Annotated in this window: 13 protein-coding genes; 4 read left to right on the top strand and 9 right to left on the bottom strand. The window is 68.3% G+C overall.

The annotated features are described in order from the left end of the window. Positions 1-36 precede the first annotated feature (36 nt). Positions 37-1,155, top strand: coding sequence for an ATP-binding protein (locus LV780_RS06115; RefSeq protein WP_011908375.1), 1,119 nt, complete (start codon positions 37-39; stop codon positions 1,153-1,155). Then, complete coding sequence (locus tag LV780_RS06110; RefSeq protein WP_011908374.1) at positions 1,152-2,462, top strand: vWA domain-containing protein; 1,311 nt, start codon at positions 1,152-1,154, stop codon at positions 2,460-2,462. Before LV780_RS06115 ends, LV780_RS06110 begins: the two co-directional genes overlap by 4 nt. A gap of 113 nt (positions 2,463-2,575) precedes the next feature. On the opposite strand, the gene LV780_RS06105 is transcribed toward LV780_RS06110, so the two are convergent. The 9 genes from LV780_RS06105 to LV780_RS06065 form a co-directional block, all read right to left on the bottom strand. After that, the gene (locus tag LV780_RS06105) at positions 2,576-3,253 is read right to left on the bottom strand and encodes a hypothetical protein (protein WP_011908373.1); all 678 of its coding nucleotides are present in this window, start codon (positions 3,251-3,253) and stop codon (positions 2,576-2,578) included. 187 nt (positions 3,254-3,440) lie between these two features. Continuing rightward, on the bottom strand, positions 3,441-4,313 hold the full coding sequence (gene mmsB / locus LV780_RS06100; RefSeq protein WP_108222247.1) for a 3-hydroxyisobutyrate dehydrogenase: 873 nt from the start codon (positions 4,311-4,313) through the stop codon (positions 3,441-3,443). Then, complete coding sequence (locus tag LV780_RS06095; RefSeq protein WP_108222245.1) at positions 4,310-5,344, bottom strand: enoyl-CoA hydratase/isomerase family protein; 1,035 nt, start codon at positions 5,342-5,344, stop codon at positions 4,310-4,312. Before LV780_RS06095 ends, mmsB begins: the two co-directional genes overlap by 4 nt. Next, positions 5,341-6,480: an acyl-CoA dehydrogenase family protein gene (locus tag LV780_RS06090; protein WP_108222243.1), complete on the bottom strand. Its 1,140-nt coding sequence runs from the start codon at positions 6,478-6,480 to the stop codon at positions 5,341-5,343. The genes LV780_RS06095 and LV780_RS06090 overlap by 4 nt, the downstream gene beginning before the upstream one ends. 101 nt (positions 6,481-6,581) lie before the next feature. After that, positions 6,582-6,866 carry a hypothetical protein gene (locus LV780_RS06085; protein ID WP_044247992.1) on the bottom strand — a complete coding sequence of 95 codons (285 nt, stop codon included), beginning with the start codon at positions 6,864-6,866 and terminating at the stop codon, positions 6,582-6,584. A gap of 220 nt (positions 6,867-7,086) precedes the next feature. Next, positions 7,087-8,010 carry a glycoside hydrolase family 26 protein gene (locus LV780_RS06080; RefSeq protein ID WP_011908369.1) on the bottom strand — a complete coding sequence of 308 codons (924 nt, stop codon included), beginning with the start codon at positions 8,008-8,010 and terminating at the stop codon, positions 7,087-7,089. A 3-nt stretch (positions 8,011-8,013) separates the two neighbouring features. Further along, positions 8,014-9,897, bottom strand: coding sequence for a glycosyltransferase family 2 protein (locus LV780_RS06075; protein WP_108222241.1), 1,884 nt, complete (start codon positions 9,895-9,897; stop codon positions 8,014-8,016). Next, positions 9,881-10,873: a UDP-glucose 4-epimerase GalE gene (galE, locus tag LV780_RS06070; protein ID WP_108222239.1), complete on the bottom strand. Its 993-nt coding sequence runs from the start codon at positions 10,871-10,873 to the stop codon at positions 9,881-9,883. The genes LV780_RS06075 and galE overlap by 17 nt, the downstream gene beginning before the upstream one ends. Beyond that, the gene (locus tag LV780_RS06065) at positions 10,866-11,903 is read right to left on the bottom strand and encodes a UDP-glucuronic acid decarboxylase family protein (RefSeq protein WP_108222236.1); all 1,038 of its coding nucleotides are present in this window, start codon (positions 11,901-11,903) and stop codon (positions 10,866-10,868) included. Before LV780_RS06065 ends, galE begins: the two co-directional genes overlap by 8 nt. A gap of 607 nt (positions 11,904-12,510) precedes the next feature. Between LV780_RS06065 and LV780_RS06060 the strand changes: the two genes are divergently transcribed. Both LV780_RS06060 and LV780_RS06055 read left to right on the top strand, forming a co-directional pair. Further along, complete coding sequence (locus LV780_RS06060; RefSeq protein ID WP_044248662.1) at positions 12,511-13,560, top strand: ABC transporter substrate-binding protein; 1,050 nt, start codon at positions 12,511-12,513, stop codon at positions 13,558-13,560. 212 nt (positions 13,561-13,772) lie between these two features. Then, positions 13,773-13,964: a hypothetical protein gene (locus LV780_RS06055; protein WP_011908364.1), complete on the top strand. Its 192-nt coding sequence runs from the start codon at positions 13,773-13,775 to the stop codon at positions 13,962-13,964. Positions 13,965-14,066 lie beyond the last annotated feature (102 nt).

Here is a 14,066-nt window from a genome sequence, read left to right as displayed (position 1 = left end):
GGCGGTCCCTGTGCTTCGGAAGTGAAAGGAATAGTAATGACCGTCAATACCCTGGAAGTCTCGGCAGGTCAGGCGCAGCAGGTGCTTCGCGAGGGGTGGGCCGCCCAGCGGGCAGGCGCCCTCACCACCTCCTGGATGCTGCATGGCCGCCCCGGCGTGGGGAAGACCGAGATCGTCCGCCAGCTTGCCGCCGAACAGGAGGCGCATTTCTTCGACCTGCGACTCACCACCATCGAGAGCCAGGACCTGCGGGGCCTGCCCTACTACGACCACGAGACCCGAAAGACCCAGTGGTATCGGCCCGAGGATCTGCCCGACGATCCGGTTCGTCCCTCGCTTCTGTTTCTCGACGAGCTGACGGCGGCGCCGCCCCACCTTCATCCCGCCGTCTATGGCCTGTTGCTGGAACGGCGTGTGGGTCCGCATCACTTGCCCGACAATGTCTTCGTGGTGGCGGCCGGCAACATGATCGAGGACGGCGCCGTGGCTTACGAGATGGGCACCGCCCTGTCTGACCGGCTGGTGCATCTGCAGGTCCGGGCGACCGCGAAGGACTGGCTGGAAAACTATGCCATTCCCCGCACGCTCCATCCCGCGGTGCTGGCCTTCATCCGCATGCGCCCCGATCTGCTCGAGACCACCGCCGAGGCGCTCGATCGCGGGTTGATGATCTCGACGACACCGCGCAGCTGGGAGAGGGTGAGCCGGATCATGGCCGCCGTGCGCGACCGCGAGCTTCGCCGCATCATGGTGGCGGGCACCGTGGGCGAGGCGGTGGCGGCCGAGTTCATGCTGGTGGCGGACGACATCGAGGCCTCGGTCTCGGTCGAGCGGCTGCTGAATGCCGCGCCGAGCGAGCGGATCATGCTCTACCCCGATTCCATGCACGGGCTGCATGCGCTGATCTACGGCCTCGTCGGCGCGCTTGGCCCGCAGACGGCGGCTCCGGTGATCGACGTGATGGCCGGCATCCGCACCCTCGACGTTCACCGCACCGACAGCAGCTTTGCGCGCATGCCGCTGGCCGAGCTGTGCACCCACGGGTTCGAGATGGCGATCCGCCGCGGGCTCGAGCAGGGTCTGGCCGAGGACTTCCTCGGGCATCCGGCCTATGCCGCCTACGCCAGCGAACGCCAGGCGATGGGTCTCGAATGAGCGCGCGCCATTCCCGGCGCGCCGGGGCGGCGCTGCGACGGCTGTCGGAAGAGGATCCGGCCCTGGGGGCGCTGGCGCTGTGGTGCCCCCACCGCGACAGCGACGAACGTGCGCAGGCGGCCTGGACCGACGGCCGGTCGATCTTCTACGGACGTGGGTTCGAGGATCTGGCGCCCCACGAACAGGTGGGGCTTGCCGGGCATCAGGTGCTGCATCTGGCGCTTCGCCACGGCCCGCGCGCGCAGGAGATGCGCTCGCGCTTCGGCGATCGTTATGACGACGAGCTGTTCAACATCGCCTGCGACGCGATCCTCAACCAGACGCTGGTCGAGGCCGGCCATTGCATTCCCCGCCCCGCCATCCTGCTGCCGGATCTGCTGAAGGCGGCCCTGCCGGAAGAGACGCGGACCTGTCAGTGGGATGCCGAGGGGCTCTACATCCGGTTGCAGTCCGACTCCTCGCGCGCCGGCAAGGGCAAGGGGGGCGGCGACGGCAAGGGCAAGGGATCGGACGACAGTGAGAACGCCCGCCCGGACGCCGCCGAGGCGGCGAAGGAGTTTGCCCGCCAGAAGGGCTTTGACGCCGATCTGGAGCCCTGCCCCGGCCCGGTCGAGGGCGACGAGGATGAATGTCCCGATGCCTCGGACTGGCAGGACCGCATCACGCGCGCGATGGAGGCCGGACGCTCGGCCGGCCGCGGCATCGGCACCCTGTCGCACAAACTCCTCGACTTGCCGCAGGTGGGCCTTCCCCACTGGGAGCGGCTGCTGCGCCGGATGATCTCGAAGGCGGTGACGCAGGTACCGCGGCCCGACTGGGGCGTGCCTGCCCGCCGTTGGCTCGCCGCCGACAGCGTCGCCCGCGCCGAGGGACGGTATCAGCCGCCCTTCCAGCCCTCGCGTCGCCCCGAACGCAACCGCATCCGCGTCGCGATCGGCGTGGACACCTCCACCTCGATCGACGACGCCCGCCTCTCGCTCTTTGCCGCACAGGTGGCCGGGATCGGGCGCCGCACCGGGGCTGAGGTTCATGTGCTGGCCTTCGACACCGTGGTGAGCGGCCACACGAAGATGCAGGGCATGGCTTGGGAAAGCGAGATCCAGCGGGTGAGTTTCGCGCGGGGTGGTGGCACGGACTTCCGCCCTGTGATCCAGAGCGCGCTGGAACTCGACCCGTCGGTGATCGTGATGCTGACCGATCTCGATGGCCCCTGCGGGCCCGCCCCGAAGGTGCCGGTGATCTGGGCCGTGCCGCAGGATGATGCGCCCGAACCGCCCTTCGGCCGGGTGATCAGCCTCGCCCGCTGACAGGCTTGCCCCCTTGATACGGACCCGATCCAGGACCGGCCCTTGCCGGTCCTGGATTCTTCCATGAAAAAAGCGCCCGTTTCGCGGGCGCCTTCAGGCAGGTGGTCCGACAGTCAGGCTTTGGCGACCGTCCGGGCCATCGCCGCAAGCCGCGAGTGGGCCGAAACGCTGTGCGCCTCGAGCGACACCTCACGCATGGGCTTCTTCTCGACCAGGTTGACGCGGAGAAGCGCCGATTCCGCGAGCCCGTCTGTAAAAAGCGTTTCACGTACCATCTGCTGTTCCTCGGCGCTCAGGTCCAGCACGCGCCCGTCGGCCGAGCTCTGGATCGAGACCAGCGTGATCGGGGGCAGACGGGCGAGCGTGGATTGCTCGATCACCAGCGTGAGCCGGCCCTTCAGGATGCCGCGCTCGGCCGCGATCCGGGTAAGCACGCTGCGGCCCCGCAGCCGCAACAGATCGAGCACGCGCGCCACCTCGTCCTCGTCGCCGGTCCGGGGGCGGACGGGCACGAGATGCCCCTCGGCAAAGAGCAGAAGGAAGAGCAGGATCGGCGACAGGGCGAGCGACGCCGTGACGAGATCGGGCGCGACCAGCACCGCCGCCGGAATGGGCGCGACGACGGCCCCGTTGCGGAGCATGGCCGACTCGGCCGCCATCCGCCAGAAGGCGGTCGAGAGCATCAGCCGGCGCGGAAGAGGCCGCTGCGGCTCGGCGAAGCGACCCGGAAAGCGGCGCGCCTTGAGGGTTCTGCGATTGAAGGTGGTGGAGGGAGCGAGAACGAAAATCATGTTTGTCACCTGCCTTTGACCCTCAATGCTGACAGGGCCCCGAGGTTCCCGGCCGCCGTTGGATGAGCCTGTCACTGATACGGGATCGGCAGAAGTTGGATCATCGGTCGCGCGCGGGTGCACGCGCCCGTGACCGGATCCCGTCAGGGGCGCAGGCGCGCCCCCGACGGCTGCGGTCGCTCGGGCGTCAGCTCCGCCCGCGGCCCTCGAACCGGGGCAGCATGGCCGAGAAGTCCCGCCCTCGCCCGCCCTCCTCCTCGACGAAGCGGGCATAGAGATCGGCCGCGAGGCGGCCCATCGGCGTGTCGGCATCCGCGCCTTCGGCGGCCTGCTGCGACAGGCGCAGGTCCTTCAGCATCAGCTCGGCCGCGAATCCGGGCTTGTAGCCGTTGTCCGCCGGGCTCTGCGGACCGACGCCGGGGGCCGGGCAGTAGGCGTTCATCGACCAGCTGTAGCCCGACGAGGTCGAGACCACATCGAACATCTTCTGCCGGTCGAGCCCCAGCTTGTCGGCCAGCGCAAAGGCTTCGCAGGTGGCGATCATGGTCACGCCGAGGATCATGTTGTTGCAGATCTTGGCCGCCTGCCCCGCGCCCGGCCCGCCGCAATGGACGGCCTTCTGGCCCATGATCTCGAACAGGGGCCGCACGGTGACGAAGGCCGCGTCGCTGCCGCCCACCATGAAGGTCAGCGTGCCCGCCGCAGCCCCGCCGACGCCGCCCGACACCGGCGCATCGAGCGCGCCAAGCCCGGCCGCCTCGGCCTGCGCCGCCACTTCGCGGGCGCTTTGGACATCGACGGTCGAGCAGTCGCAGAGAACGGCGCCCGCGGCCATCGCCGGCACCAGCTCATCGGCGACGGTGCGGAGGATCTGGCCGTTCGGCAGCATGGTGAAGACCACCTCGGCGCCCGCCGCCGCATCGGCGGCCGAGGGGGCCATCGTCACGCCCTCGGGCGCAGGCGCCGCCGTATCGAATCCCGTGACCTTGTGCCCGGCGGCGGCCAGGTTGCGGGCCATCGGCGCGCCCATGTTGCCCAGCCCGATGAATGCGATTTTCATGTTCTCTCCTCCTCGAAGGTCAGGGCGTGCGGGCCGAGCGGCTCGAGCAGGGCCGCGACCTCGTCCGGGCGCACGGCCGCCGCATGATCGTGACGCCAGCGCGGCGAGCGGTCCTTGTCGATGATCGCCGCGCGGATCCCCTCCAGAAAGTCCGCCTGCCCCTGCGCGCGCCAGGTGAAACGATATTCCAGAGCGAGCGCCTGCCGGATCGTCGGCTGGGGCCCCAGCCGGCGCAGGATCTCGAGCGTCACCGCCATCGCGAGGGGCGAACTGCGCCGGATCGCCTTGAGCGCCTCCTCCGCAAGTCCGGTTCCGGCCTGCTCCAGACGGCCGATGATATCCGCAAGCGCGAAGCCCTCGAACAGGCGGTCGATCTCCGCCTGCGCCTCCGGCAGGCGGCCTGCGGGCGGCTCGTGCGCGGGGATCGCTTCCGTTCCGGATTCCAGACGGGCGATCAACTCCGGCCACTCGGCTTCGGGCACGAAATGGTCGGCAAAGCCCGCGCGGATCGCGTCGCCGGGCCCCATGCGGCTGCCGGTGAGACCGAGCCACACCCCGACCCTTCCGGGCGCATGGGCCAGAAGATGCGTGCCGCCGACGTCCGGCACGAGGCCGATGGCGCATTCCGGCATCGCGATCTGGCTGCTTTCGCCCACGATCCGATGGCTCGCATGGCAACCGAGCCCCACGCCGCCGCCCATGGTGAACCCCTGCATAAGACTCACCACCGGCTTCGGATATTCCGCGATCCGCGCGTTCATCCGGTATTCGTCGCGCCAGAAGCCCTGCCCGAAGGCATGATCCCCCGCGGTGCCACGGGCGTGAAGCTCGGCGATGTCGCCCCCCGCGCAGAAGGCTCGCGGCCCATTGGCATCCATCACCACCCGGTCGATCTCCGGGTCCTGCGCCCAGTCGCGCAGCGCCGCGTCGATCCCAAGACACATGTCGTAGCTCAGCGCATTCAGCGCCGCCGGACGGTTCAGTGTGATGCGGCCCGCGCGTCCGGCCTTGCGGATCAGCACGTCGCTCATGCCGTACCCAGGGACCGGGCGATGATCACCCGCATGATCTCATTGGTGCCCTCGAGGATCTGATGCACCCGCAGGTCGCGCACGATCTTCTCGATCCCGTAATCGGCGAGGTAGCCGTAGCCGCCGTGCAGCTGGAGGCACTGGTTCGCCACCTCGAAGGCGGCGTCGGTCACCGACAGCTTCGCCATCGCGCAGAACCGGGTGGCGTCGGGCGCGCCCTGGTCGAGCTTCCACGCCGCCTGCCGCAGGAAGATGCGCGCCTGCTGCAGCTTGACCTCCATCTCGGCAAGGCGGAACTGCAGCGCCTGGAACTCGTCGAGGCGCCGGCCGAAGGCTCGCCGTTCGCTCATGTAGGACAGGGTCGCGTCGAAGGCCGCCTGCGCCCCCCCCAGCGCGGTGGCCGCGATGTTGAGCCGCCCGCCATCGAGGCCGGCCATCGCATAGCTGAAGCCGCGTCCCTCCTCACCCACCAGATTTTCCGCCGGCACGGCGCAGTCGTCGAACTGGACCTGCCGCGTCTCCTGCGCGCGCCAGCCCATCTTGTCCTCGAGCCCGCCAAAGCTCAGGCCCGGTGTCCCGGCCGGAACGAGCAGTGTCGAGATGCCCTTGGGACCCTCGGCGCCGGTGCGGCACATGGTGAGGTAGGCATCCGAATAGCCGCCGCCCGAAATGAAGGCCTTGGTCCCGCTCAGGCGGTAGCCTTCAGGGCCGGCCACTGCCCGCGTTCGCAGGGCGGCGGCGTCCGACCCTGCGCCGGGTTCGGTCAGGCAGTAGGAGACGAGCGTCGTCAGGTTGCACATCCCCGGCAGCCAGCGCGCCTTCAGCGCCTCCGAGCCGTAGCGGTCGATCATGCCGCCGCACATGTTGTGGATCGACAGGAAGGCCGCCACCGACGGGCAGGCCATCGCCAGCGCCTCGAAGACGAGCGTCGCATCGAGCCGGCCGAGGCCCGATCCGCCATGCTCTTCCGAGACATAGATCCCGCCGAGCCCAAGCTCGGCCACCTTGGGCCAGAGCGCCCGCGGGATGGTTCCCGCCTCCTCCCAGGCCCGCGCGTTGGGCGCGATCTCTGCCGCGCCAAACTCGCGCGCCATGTCGAAGATCGCCTGTTGCTCCTCGCTCAGCGCGAAATCCATGCTGCCTCCCCTCCTGTCCCGGCGGCGAGGTTAGAGCAGCCGCCGCGGGACTGTAAAGCGAGCGGGACGCTACGTCATTTCGCGCCGGCAGGGGGCACGCCTCAGTTCGCGTAGCAGGTCGAGCCGCGGCCGAAGCCTGCCGGAGAGCAGATCCACGAGCCGCGGCCGATCTGGCGTCGGACACGGGTCGCGGGGGCCTCGGACGAGGCGCGGACCACGACGGCCGGCCTGGAGAGCCAGTCGAACGTGCCGGCCGTGCGCGTCTGGACGACGCCGCGCACAGGCTGGCTGTTTCTGGTGGTGTCGTTGGACGCCAAGGTGGCCTGCGGGGCGCCAAGAACGAGCGCCACGCCGAAAGCAACGAGAAAACCGCGAGCGGGTACCATGGTCTGATCTCCTTCGCTGGACACGAAGGAAATGGGGCGGGTTGAGCCGATGGCATCCCCCACAACCCACATCATTCATGCCGGTAACAAACACTACCGGCAGTTCTGGCGAGGGATCACGCCAGCAGATGGGCCCGAAAATGGCCTCTTTCGGGCAGGATCCCTCGAAAGATGGCACCCGTTTGGAGGGGCGCACCCCCTCCGACTCAGGTTTTCAGGGTCAGTCGGTCACGCGGAAATCGAGCCGCCAGTCCGGCAGGCCGAAGCCGTTCGGCCAGGCATAGACCTCCTTCTGATCGAAATAGACGACGCCGACGAGGTCGGAATAGCCCGGGCCCGGCTGGCGCACGGCATTCTCCCAGGAGGCCACATAATCCGCGCTTCCCGACACGCCGAGTTCCGCCACGACGACCGGCTTGCCGAACTGCGCCGCGCGCTGGTAGCGGGGGCCCATGACATCGACGAAGCTGCGGTCCCGGTTCACCTCGAACCGGTCGTAGGCCTGCAGGCCGAAGACCGAGATCCCGACCAGATCCACGAACTCGTCGCCGGGATAGTAGGCTTCGAGCCCCTCCTCTCCGGCCGGTGACCACATGATGCGCACCCCGGGCGCCGCCTCGCGGCAAAGCGATGTCATGCGCCGGAAGGCCTCGATGTAGTCCTGCGGGTTCCAGCCCGACCAGATGAACTGTCCGGCCGAGTTCTCCATCTCGTGCGCCCATCGCAGCGTCACAGGGCTCTGGAGCACGGCCAGCACGTCGCAGACCGCCTTCATGTTGGCGTCATAGGATCCGCGGCGGATGCCGTCGCGCAGCGCCTCTGCCGTGTTCCGCTCGGACCGGGTCCAGGTCCAGGGCTCCAGCGTCACCATGAGCGCGCGGTTGCGCTGACGCGCATAGGCGTCGGCATCCACCAGCGAGGGCAGATAGACGTCCTCCCACGGCAGGAAGAGATGTTCGATCACCAGATCCCTGTCGTTGCGATAATCGCCGCCGGGATCGTAGGCCCCGTAGGGCAGCGTTCCCGGGGGCGCCGCAAGCGCGCCGCCCACACCCGCACCGCACAGGCCGACCGCAGCGACGAGTGCCGCGGCCGTCTTCCGCATCTTCGGACTTCCGGTCAGCACCATGATCTTGCTCCTCATACCTCAGCCCCCGAGTAACGGGCTCGATTTCCACGCCGGCGCGAAGCGGAAGTGCATCCTGGGCTGGATGCCGCTTCCGGCGCCGGAGACGACATATTCGACACGCGTGATCTGAAGCGGCTCGAGGCCGAAGGCCAGCGCCGTCAGGCTCTCGGCCCCGCGGGTGAAACCGCCCAGCAGGATCAGCGCGAACAAGCCGGTGACCGCAGCGCCCTGAAGCGCAAGGTCCCCCAGCTGTTCGCGCCAATAGGCGCCCAGCTGGCGGAGATGGTGCCAGACCATCACCAGCACGAGCCCGCCGTAAAGGACCGCATTCACCAGGGCGAGCAGCAGGAAGCCGCGCGCCTGGCCGAGTTCCTCGGCCAGGAAGACGGGCACCACGCAGCCCGCCGCCAGCGCCACATAGATCGCGGTGATCTTCGGCGGGATCCGGCGGCTCGCGGCCGAGCCCTTGGGCGTGATGCGGAAATCGACGAAGCGGCCCGTCAGGCGGTCGCGCACCGCCATGGTGCAGCCCCACAGCACCCAGGGCCATTGCAGCGCGGGAAAGAGCGCCTTCTCCCACGAGATGACGGGCGCCTCCACCGGCCGGTTGAACCCGTCGCGCCGGAGCAGCCAGGCCAGCCCCGTGAGGGCCAGGACCGCAGGCGCGGAATGGAGGATGAAGCCCGGATAGGTCACATCGGCAAAGCGGATGTCGAGCAGAAGCGCAAGCGCGGGCGCGACATACATCATCAGCATCACCAGCGCGAAGAGCGGATACCAGAGCTGGCAGAGCACGAACAGGAACCGCAGCCGCCCCGGCAGCCGGCCGAGATAGCGCGGCGTGTGCGACAGCAGCAGCGTGAGCAGGCTGCGCGACCACTGGAACTCCTGCGTGGCGAGGTCGGCCACGTTGGCGGGCCCGTCGCCGAAGGCGATCGCATCGACGGCGTGAACCCCGCGCCAGCCGCCCGCGGCCATCAGCATCGAGGTGGAATGATCCTCCGCCAGCTCTGGCCCAAGGCCGCCGATCTCCTTCAGCGCCCGCGTGCGCACCGCGTAGTGCGAGCCGATGCACATGGGCGTCAGCACGCCGGAATAGCCCGTCTGCAGCGCGCCGTGAAAGGCGGCCTCGGCATGAAGACGGGTGCGGGCGGCCCAGCTCTCGCGGGCATTGGCCGAACAGATGCTGGGGGCGCTCACATAGCCCACGGCAGGATCGGCGAAGGGGCGCAGGATCTCGCGCAGGTAGCCCGGCTGGGGCACATGGTCGGCGTCGAGCTGCGAGACGATGTCATAGTCCCGGTAGCCCCAGTGATCGTGGAAGAAGGCGAGGTTGCCCTCCTTGCAGCGCGTGCGGCGCGGCCAGACCGGGCGGTGGTAGTCCTCGCGGCCCTTGCGGCACGAGATCCTGACCCCGTGCGCGGCGCACCAGGCCGCGGTCTCGGGCGAGGGATCCTCGTCGGCAAGCCAGGTGTCATGCGGATAATCCTGCGCGAGCATCGCCTCGAGCGTGCGCCGCACGACGTCGAAGGGCTCGGACGGCGTCTTGGTCACGATCATGGCCACCCGCCAGCGCCCCGGCACGGGGTCCGGCGAGGCCGGGCGACGGGCCCGGAACAGGACAAGGACGAAATAGAGCTGCAGCGCGCTCAGCCACAGGAGCGGGACGGTCACCAGCAGGAAGCCGCCCCAGCCGATGAAATGCGCCGGATCGAGCCACCAGGACCAGAAGAAGACCAGCGCAGCCCCCCAGAGCCCGGCGGCGATCCTGTACCGCCGGCGCTGCGCCGGCGACATGAGCGGCACGGAATGGACCTCGGACCGGGCGTTCCGTCTCTCGCGCAGCCGCTCTTGCCGCTTCAGCCGGGCCCGCGCGCGCTTGGCATCATGCCGCTTGGACATGGCCAGCTTCCAGTCCGAACCAGGGCGCGGCGTGGCGCACGATCGTGCCGATGTCCGAGCATTCGGTGCGGAAACCCAGCTCGGCCACCGCCCGGCCGGGATCGGCCACCAGTTCCGGCGGATCGCCCGGCCGCCGCGGCTCCAGCCGCACCGGCACCGCACGGCCCGTCACCGCCTCGATCGCGGCCACGATCTCGCGCACCGAATGGCCGCGCCCCGTGCCGAGGTTCAGCGCAAGGCTCTCTCCGCCCTCCCGCAGCCGCGCAAGGGCCAGCACATGGGCGCGCGCCAGATCGGCCACATGGATGTAGTCGCGGATGCAGGTGCCGTCGGGCGTCGGATAGTCGGTGCCGAAGATCGCGAGAGGCCTGCCCTGCCCCGACGCGGCTTTCAGCGCGAGCGGCAGCAGATGCGTCTCGGGATCGTGGTGCTCGCCCAGCTCGCCTTCGGGATCGGCCCCTGCGGCGTTGAAATAGCGCAGCGCCACATGCCGCATCCCCTCGACGGACAGGTCGCGCAGGATCTCTTCGCCGATGAGCTTGGTGCGCCCGTAGGGATTGATCGGCCGCTGGGGGGTGGTCTCGCGGATCGGCAGGCTCTCGGGCACGCCGTAGGTGGCGCAGCTCGACGAGAAGACGATGCGCTTGACGCCCGCCGCCCGGCAACCCTGCACGAGCCCGATCATGCCGCCCACGTTGTTGTCGTAATAGCGGGCCGGATCGGCCATCGACTCGCCCACATAGGCCGAGGCCGCAAAATGGATCACCGCCCGAGCGTCATGCGCGCGCAGCGCCGCCTCCACCGCGGCCGCGTCGCGCACGTCCCCCTGCACCAGCGGCCCGTAGCGCACCGCATGGGCGTGGCCCGTCGAGAGATTGTCGAAGCTGACCGGCCGCAGCCCCGCGTGGTGCAGCGCCTTGCAGGCGTGCGAGCCGATGAAGCCCGCCCCGCCCGTCACGAGGATCGCGTCAGACATGATGCAGCAGCGCCTCGCACGGGTCGGACACCTGAAGCTCGCCGGCGAAATGGCGGATCGTGCGGGCGATCCCCTCTTCGAGAGGGACGGTCGGAGCCCAGCCCAGCCGAGCCGCGGCCCGCGAGATATCGGGCCGGCGCTGGCGCGGATCGTCCACCGGCAGCGGGCACTGCACCAGACGCGAGCGCGAGTCCGTCTGGCGCAACACCATGTCGGCCAGTTCGCGCATCGTGAACTCGCCGGGATTGCCGAGGTTCACCGGGTCGCTGGTCTCCGAAGCCATCAGCGCCTTCAGCCCGGCCACGAGGTCATCCACATAGCAGAAGGAGCGCGTCTGCATCCCGTCGCCATAGATCGTGATGTCCGCCCCCGTCAGCGCCTGCACGATGAAGTTCGACACCACGCGCCCGTCCTCGGGGCTCATGCGCGGTCCGTAGGTGTTGAAGATGCGCGCGATCCGCACCTCGACGCCCATGTGGGTGCCGAACTCCCAGAACAGGGTCTCGGCGGCGCGCTTGCCCTCGTCGTAACAGGCACGCGGTCCGACCGTGTTCACGCAGCCCCGGTAGCCTTCGTGCTGCAAGGTGATCTCGGGATCGCCATAGACCTCCGAGGTCGAGGCCTGAAGGATGCGCGCACCTGTCGCCTTGGCGAGTCCCAGAAGGTTCAGCACACCTTCCGTGCAGGTGCGGAACGTGTGGATCGGGTCACGCTGGTAGAGTGGCGGCGACGCCGGGCAGGCGAGGTTGTAGATCTCGTCCAGAGGCCCCTGCCAGTTCAGGCGATCGAGAATGTCCTGCTCGATGAACCGGAATTGCGGGTGGGCTTGCAGGGCGGAGATATTCTGAATGCGGCCGGTCTGGAGATTGTCCAGGCAGACAACCGAATGGCCTTCGGAAATTAATGTCTCACAAAGATGCGAACCGACAAATCCGGCTCCGCCCGCCACAAGAACAACCTTCCTGCGACGAAAGCGCGCCATGAAATCTTCACAACCGGTCGCAACGACCGGAACCAGGCTTCCGTCCATTTCTGTGATACTCCGGTCAGGCAAGGACGGCGCAATAGCCGACCTTTATGCCAGCGAGGGCATGTTTGATTTCAATGACTTGCACCCCGTCGATGCCATCCGCGACCAAGGGTGAAGCGTCGCCTTCTCTCCGTTCTATCGAATTCTCGTCTTATCCTATTCTTAAGAATGTGGTCAAACGGTGTCAATATGATGCCATGATCCATTTGGATAGGATCCGCAGAAAAAGATACTCCCGAATGTGGCGTTTTTAAATCTCAGGTTGACAAATAAGGGGGCAGAAATACCGGCGGGAGAAACCTCCTTTGGTCCGCGCCAATTCGCGAGACGGTGCGATGCCTTTTCATCGAGAGGAAATGCCCGGCCAGTGATTCTCGCGCCGGGGCGCCTTTCCGCAAACGCCGCAATTGCCGGCACGTCGCGGTCCGGCATCCGGCACGTCACGGCGCGGCCACCTGGACAGAGCGGCGGGCGATTGACTCGCGCGGAGGCTCGCCCGTAGCCTCCCCCTGTCCGGCCACCAACGGCCGAGGCCTTTCGCGGGAACGAACCCGCAAGACGATCAACACGGGAGAAACTGGTGAAGCGATTCATCCTTCTGACCACGATGCTCGGGGGCTTCGCCCTCCCCGCCGCGGCAGACCAGATTGCCGTCCTCGGATGGGGCGGGGCCTACACGACCAGCCAGGTCGAGGCCTACCACAAGCCCTTTACGGCCAAGACGGGCGTGACGGTGGTCTCGGTCGATACCGACAACCCGGCCACGCCGATCAAGGCCCAGGTCGAATCCGGCAATGTGACGACCGACGTGGCGAGCGTGGAATATGCCGACGCGGTGCGGCTCTGCGACGAGGGGCTGCTCGAGGAGATCGACCCCTCGATCCTGCTGGCGGCCCCCGATGGCACGCCCGCGGAAGAGGACTTCCTGCCCGGCTCGCTGGCCGAGTGCTTCGTGGCGACCGATGTGTTCTCGACCGTGCTGGCCTATGACGCCTCGAAATTCGCCGAGGGCGCGGCGCCGGAGGCCCTCGCCGACTTCTTCGATCTGGAGCAGTTTCCCGGCAAGCGCGGGATGCGCAAGTCGGCCAAGGTCAATCTCGAGATGGCCCTGATGGCCGATGGCGTGCCGGCCGCCGAGGTCTATGACCTGCTGCGGACCGATGAGGGCGTCGAGCGTGCCTTTGCCAAGCTTGACGCGATCAAGAACCAGATCGTCTGGTGGGAGGCCGGTGCCCAGCCCCCGCAACTCCTCGCCGATGGGGAGGTCGCGATGACGATCGCCTACAACGGCCGCATCTTCAACGCCGCCATCACCGAGAACAAGCCGTTCAACATCGTGTGGGATGGCCAGGTCTATGAGGTCGAGGGCTGGGTGATCCCGAAAGGCGCGCCGAACCTCGAGCTTGCCAAGGACTTCGTGGCCTTCTCGACCGGGGCCGAGCCGTTGGCCAAGGCCGCGGAGTGGATCAGCTACGGCCCGCCGCGCAAGTCCTCGGCCCCGCTCGTCGGCACCTTCATGGATGGCAAGACCGAGATGGCGCCGCACCTGCCGACCAGCCCCGAGAACATGACGAACGCGCTGGCCTCGGACTACGAATTCTGGGTGGACCACGACACCGAGCTGAACGAGCGCTTCAACGCCTGGCTCGCCGGCTGATCCCGCGCCCGCCCGGACCCCGGTCCGGGCGGCTTCCGCCTCCGGCCTGCATCGCGAGCGGCCTCACACCGCACGATGTCTGTCGTCCACGCCGGCACGCCCCGAGACCTCGGACACGGGTCCAGCCCTGCGCGGGGCGGGCAAAGGTCGCACCCTCCACGGCTTGACCGGAGCGGGACGCAGGGTTCGAATGCCGGGGTGGAGGAACGGCCATGGAACAGGAAGACATCCGCACGCGATTTGTCCTCGCCTGGGTCAACAGTCAGGACAAGCTCGAGTTCGACCGTCACTATCCCGACGGCAGTCCGCTCGAGTTCGACAGCGAGGAAGAGGCCATCGCGGCCATCCCGCACGAAGCCACCCGCCTCATCCTGAAATCGGTTACCCGGCACCGCGCCGACTGAAGAGAGCAACTCCGGCAGGTCGGCCGGCAAGGACAGCAGCGTGCGTCCCGCAGCCGGCACGACCAGCATGGATCTGATGCGCCAAACCCGGCTCCGGGAACA

Source organism: Cereibacter azotoformans (assembly GCF_021391315.1).
Classification (GTDB): Bacteria; Pseudomonadota; Alphaproteobacteria; order Rhodobacterales; family Rhodobacteraceae; genus Cereibacter_A; species Cereibacter_A azotoformans.
The sequence above is the reverse complement of the archived record's forward strand: the minus strand, read 5'-3'. Positions and strand labels throughout refer to the sequence as shown.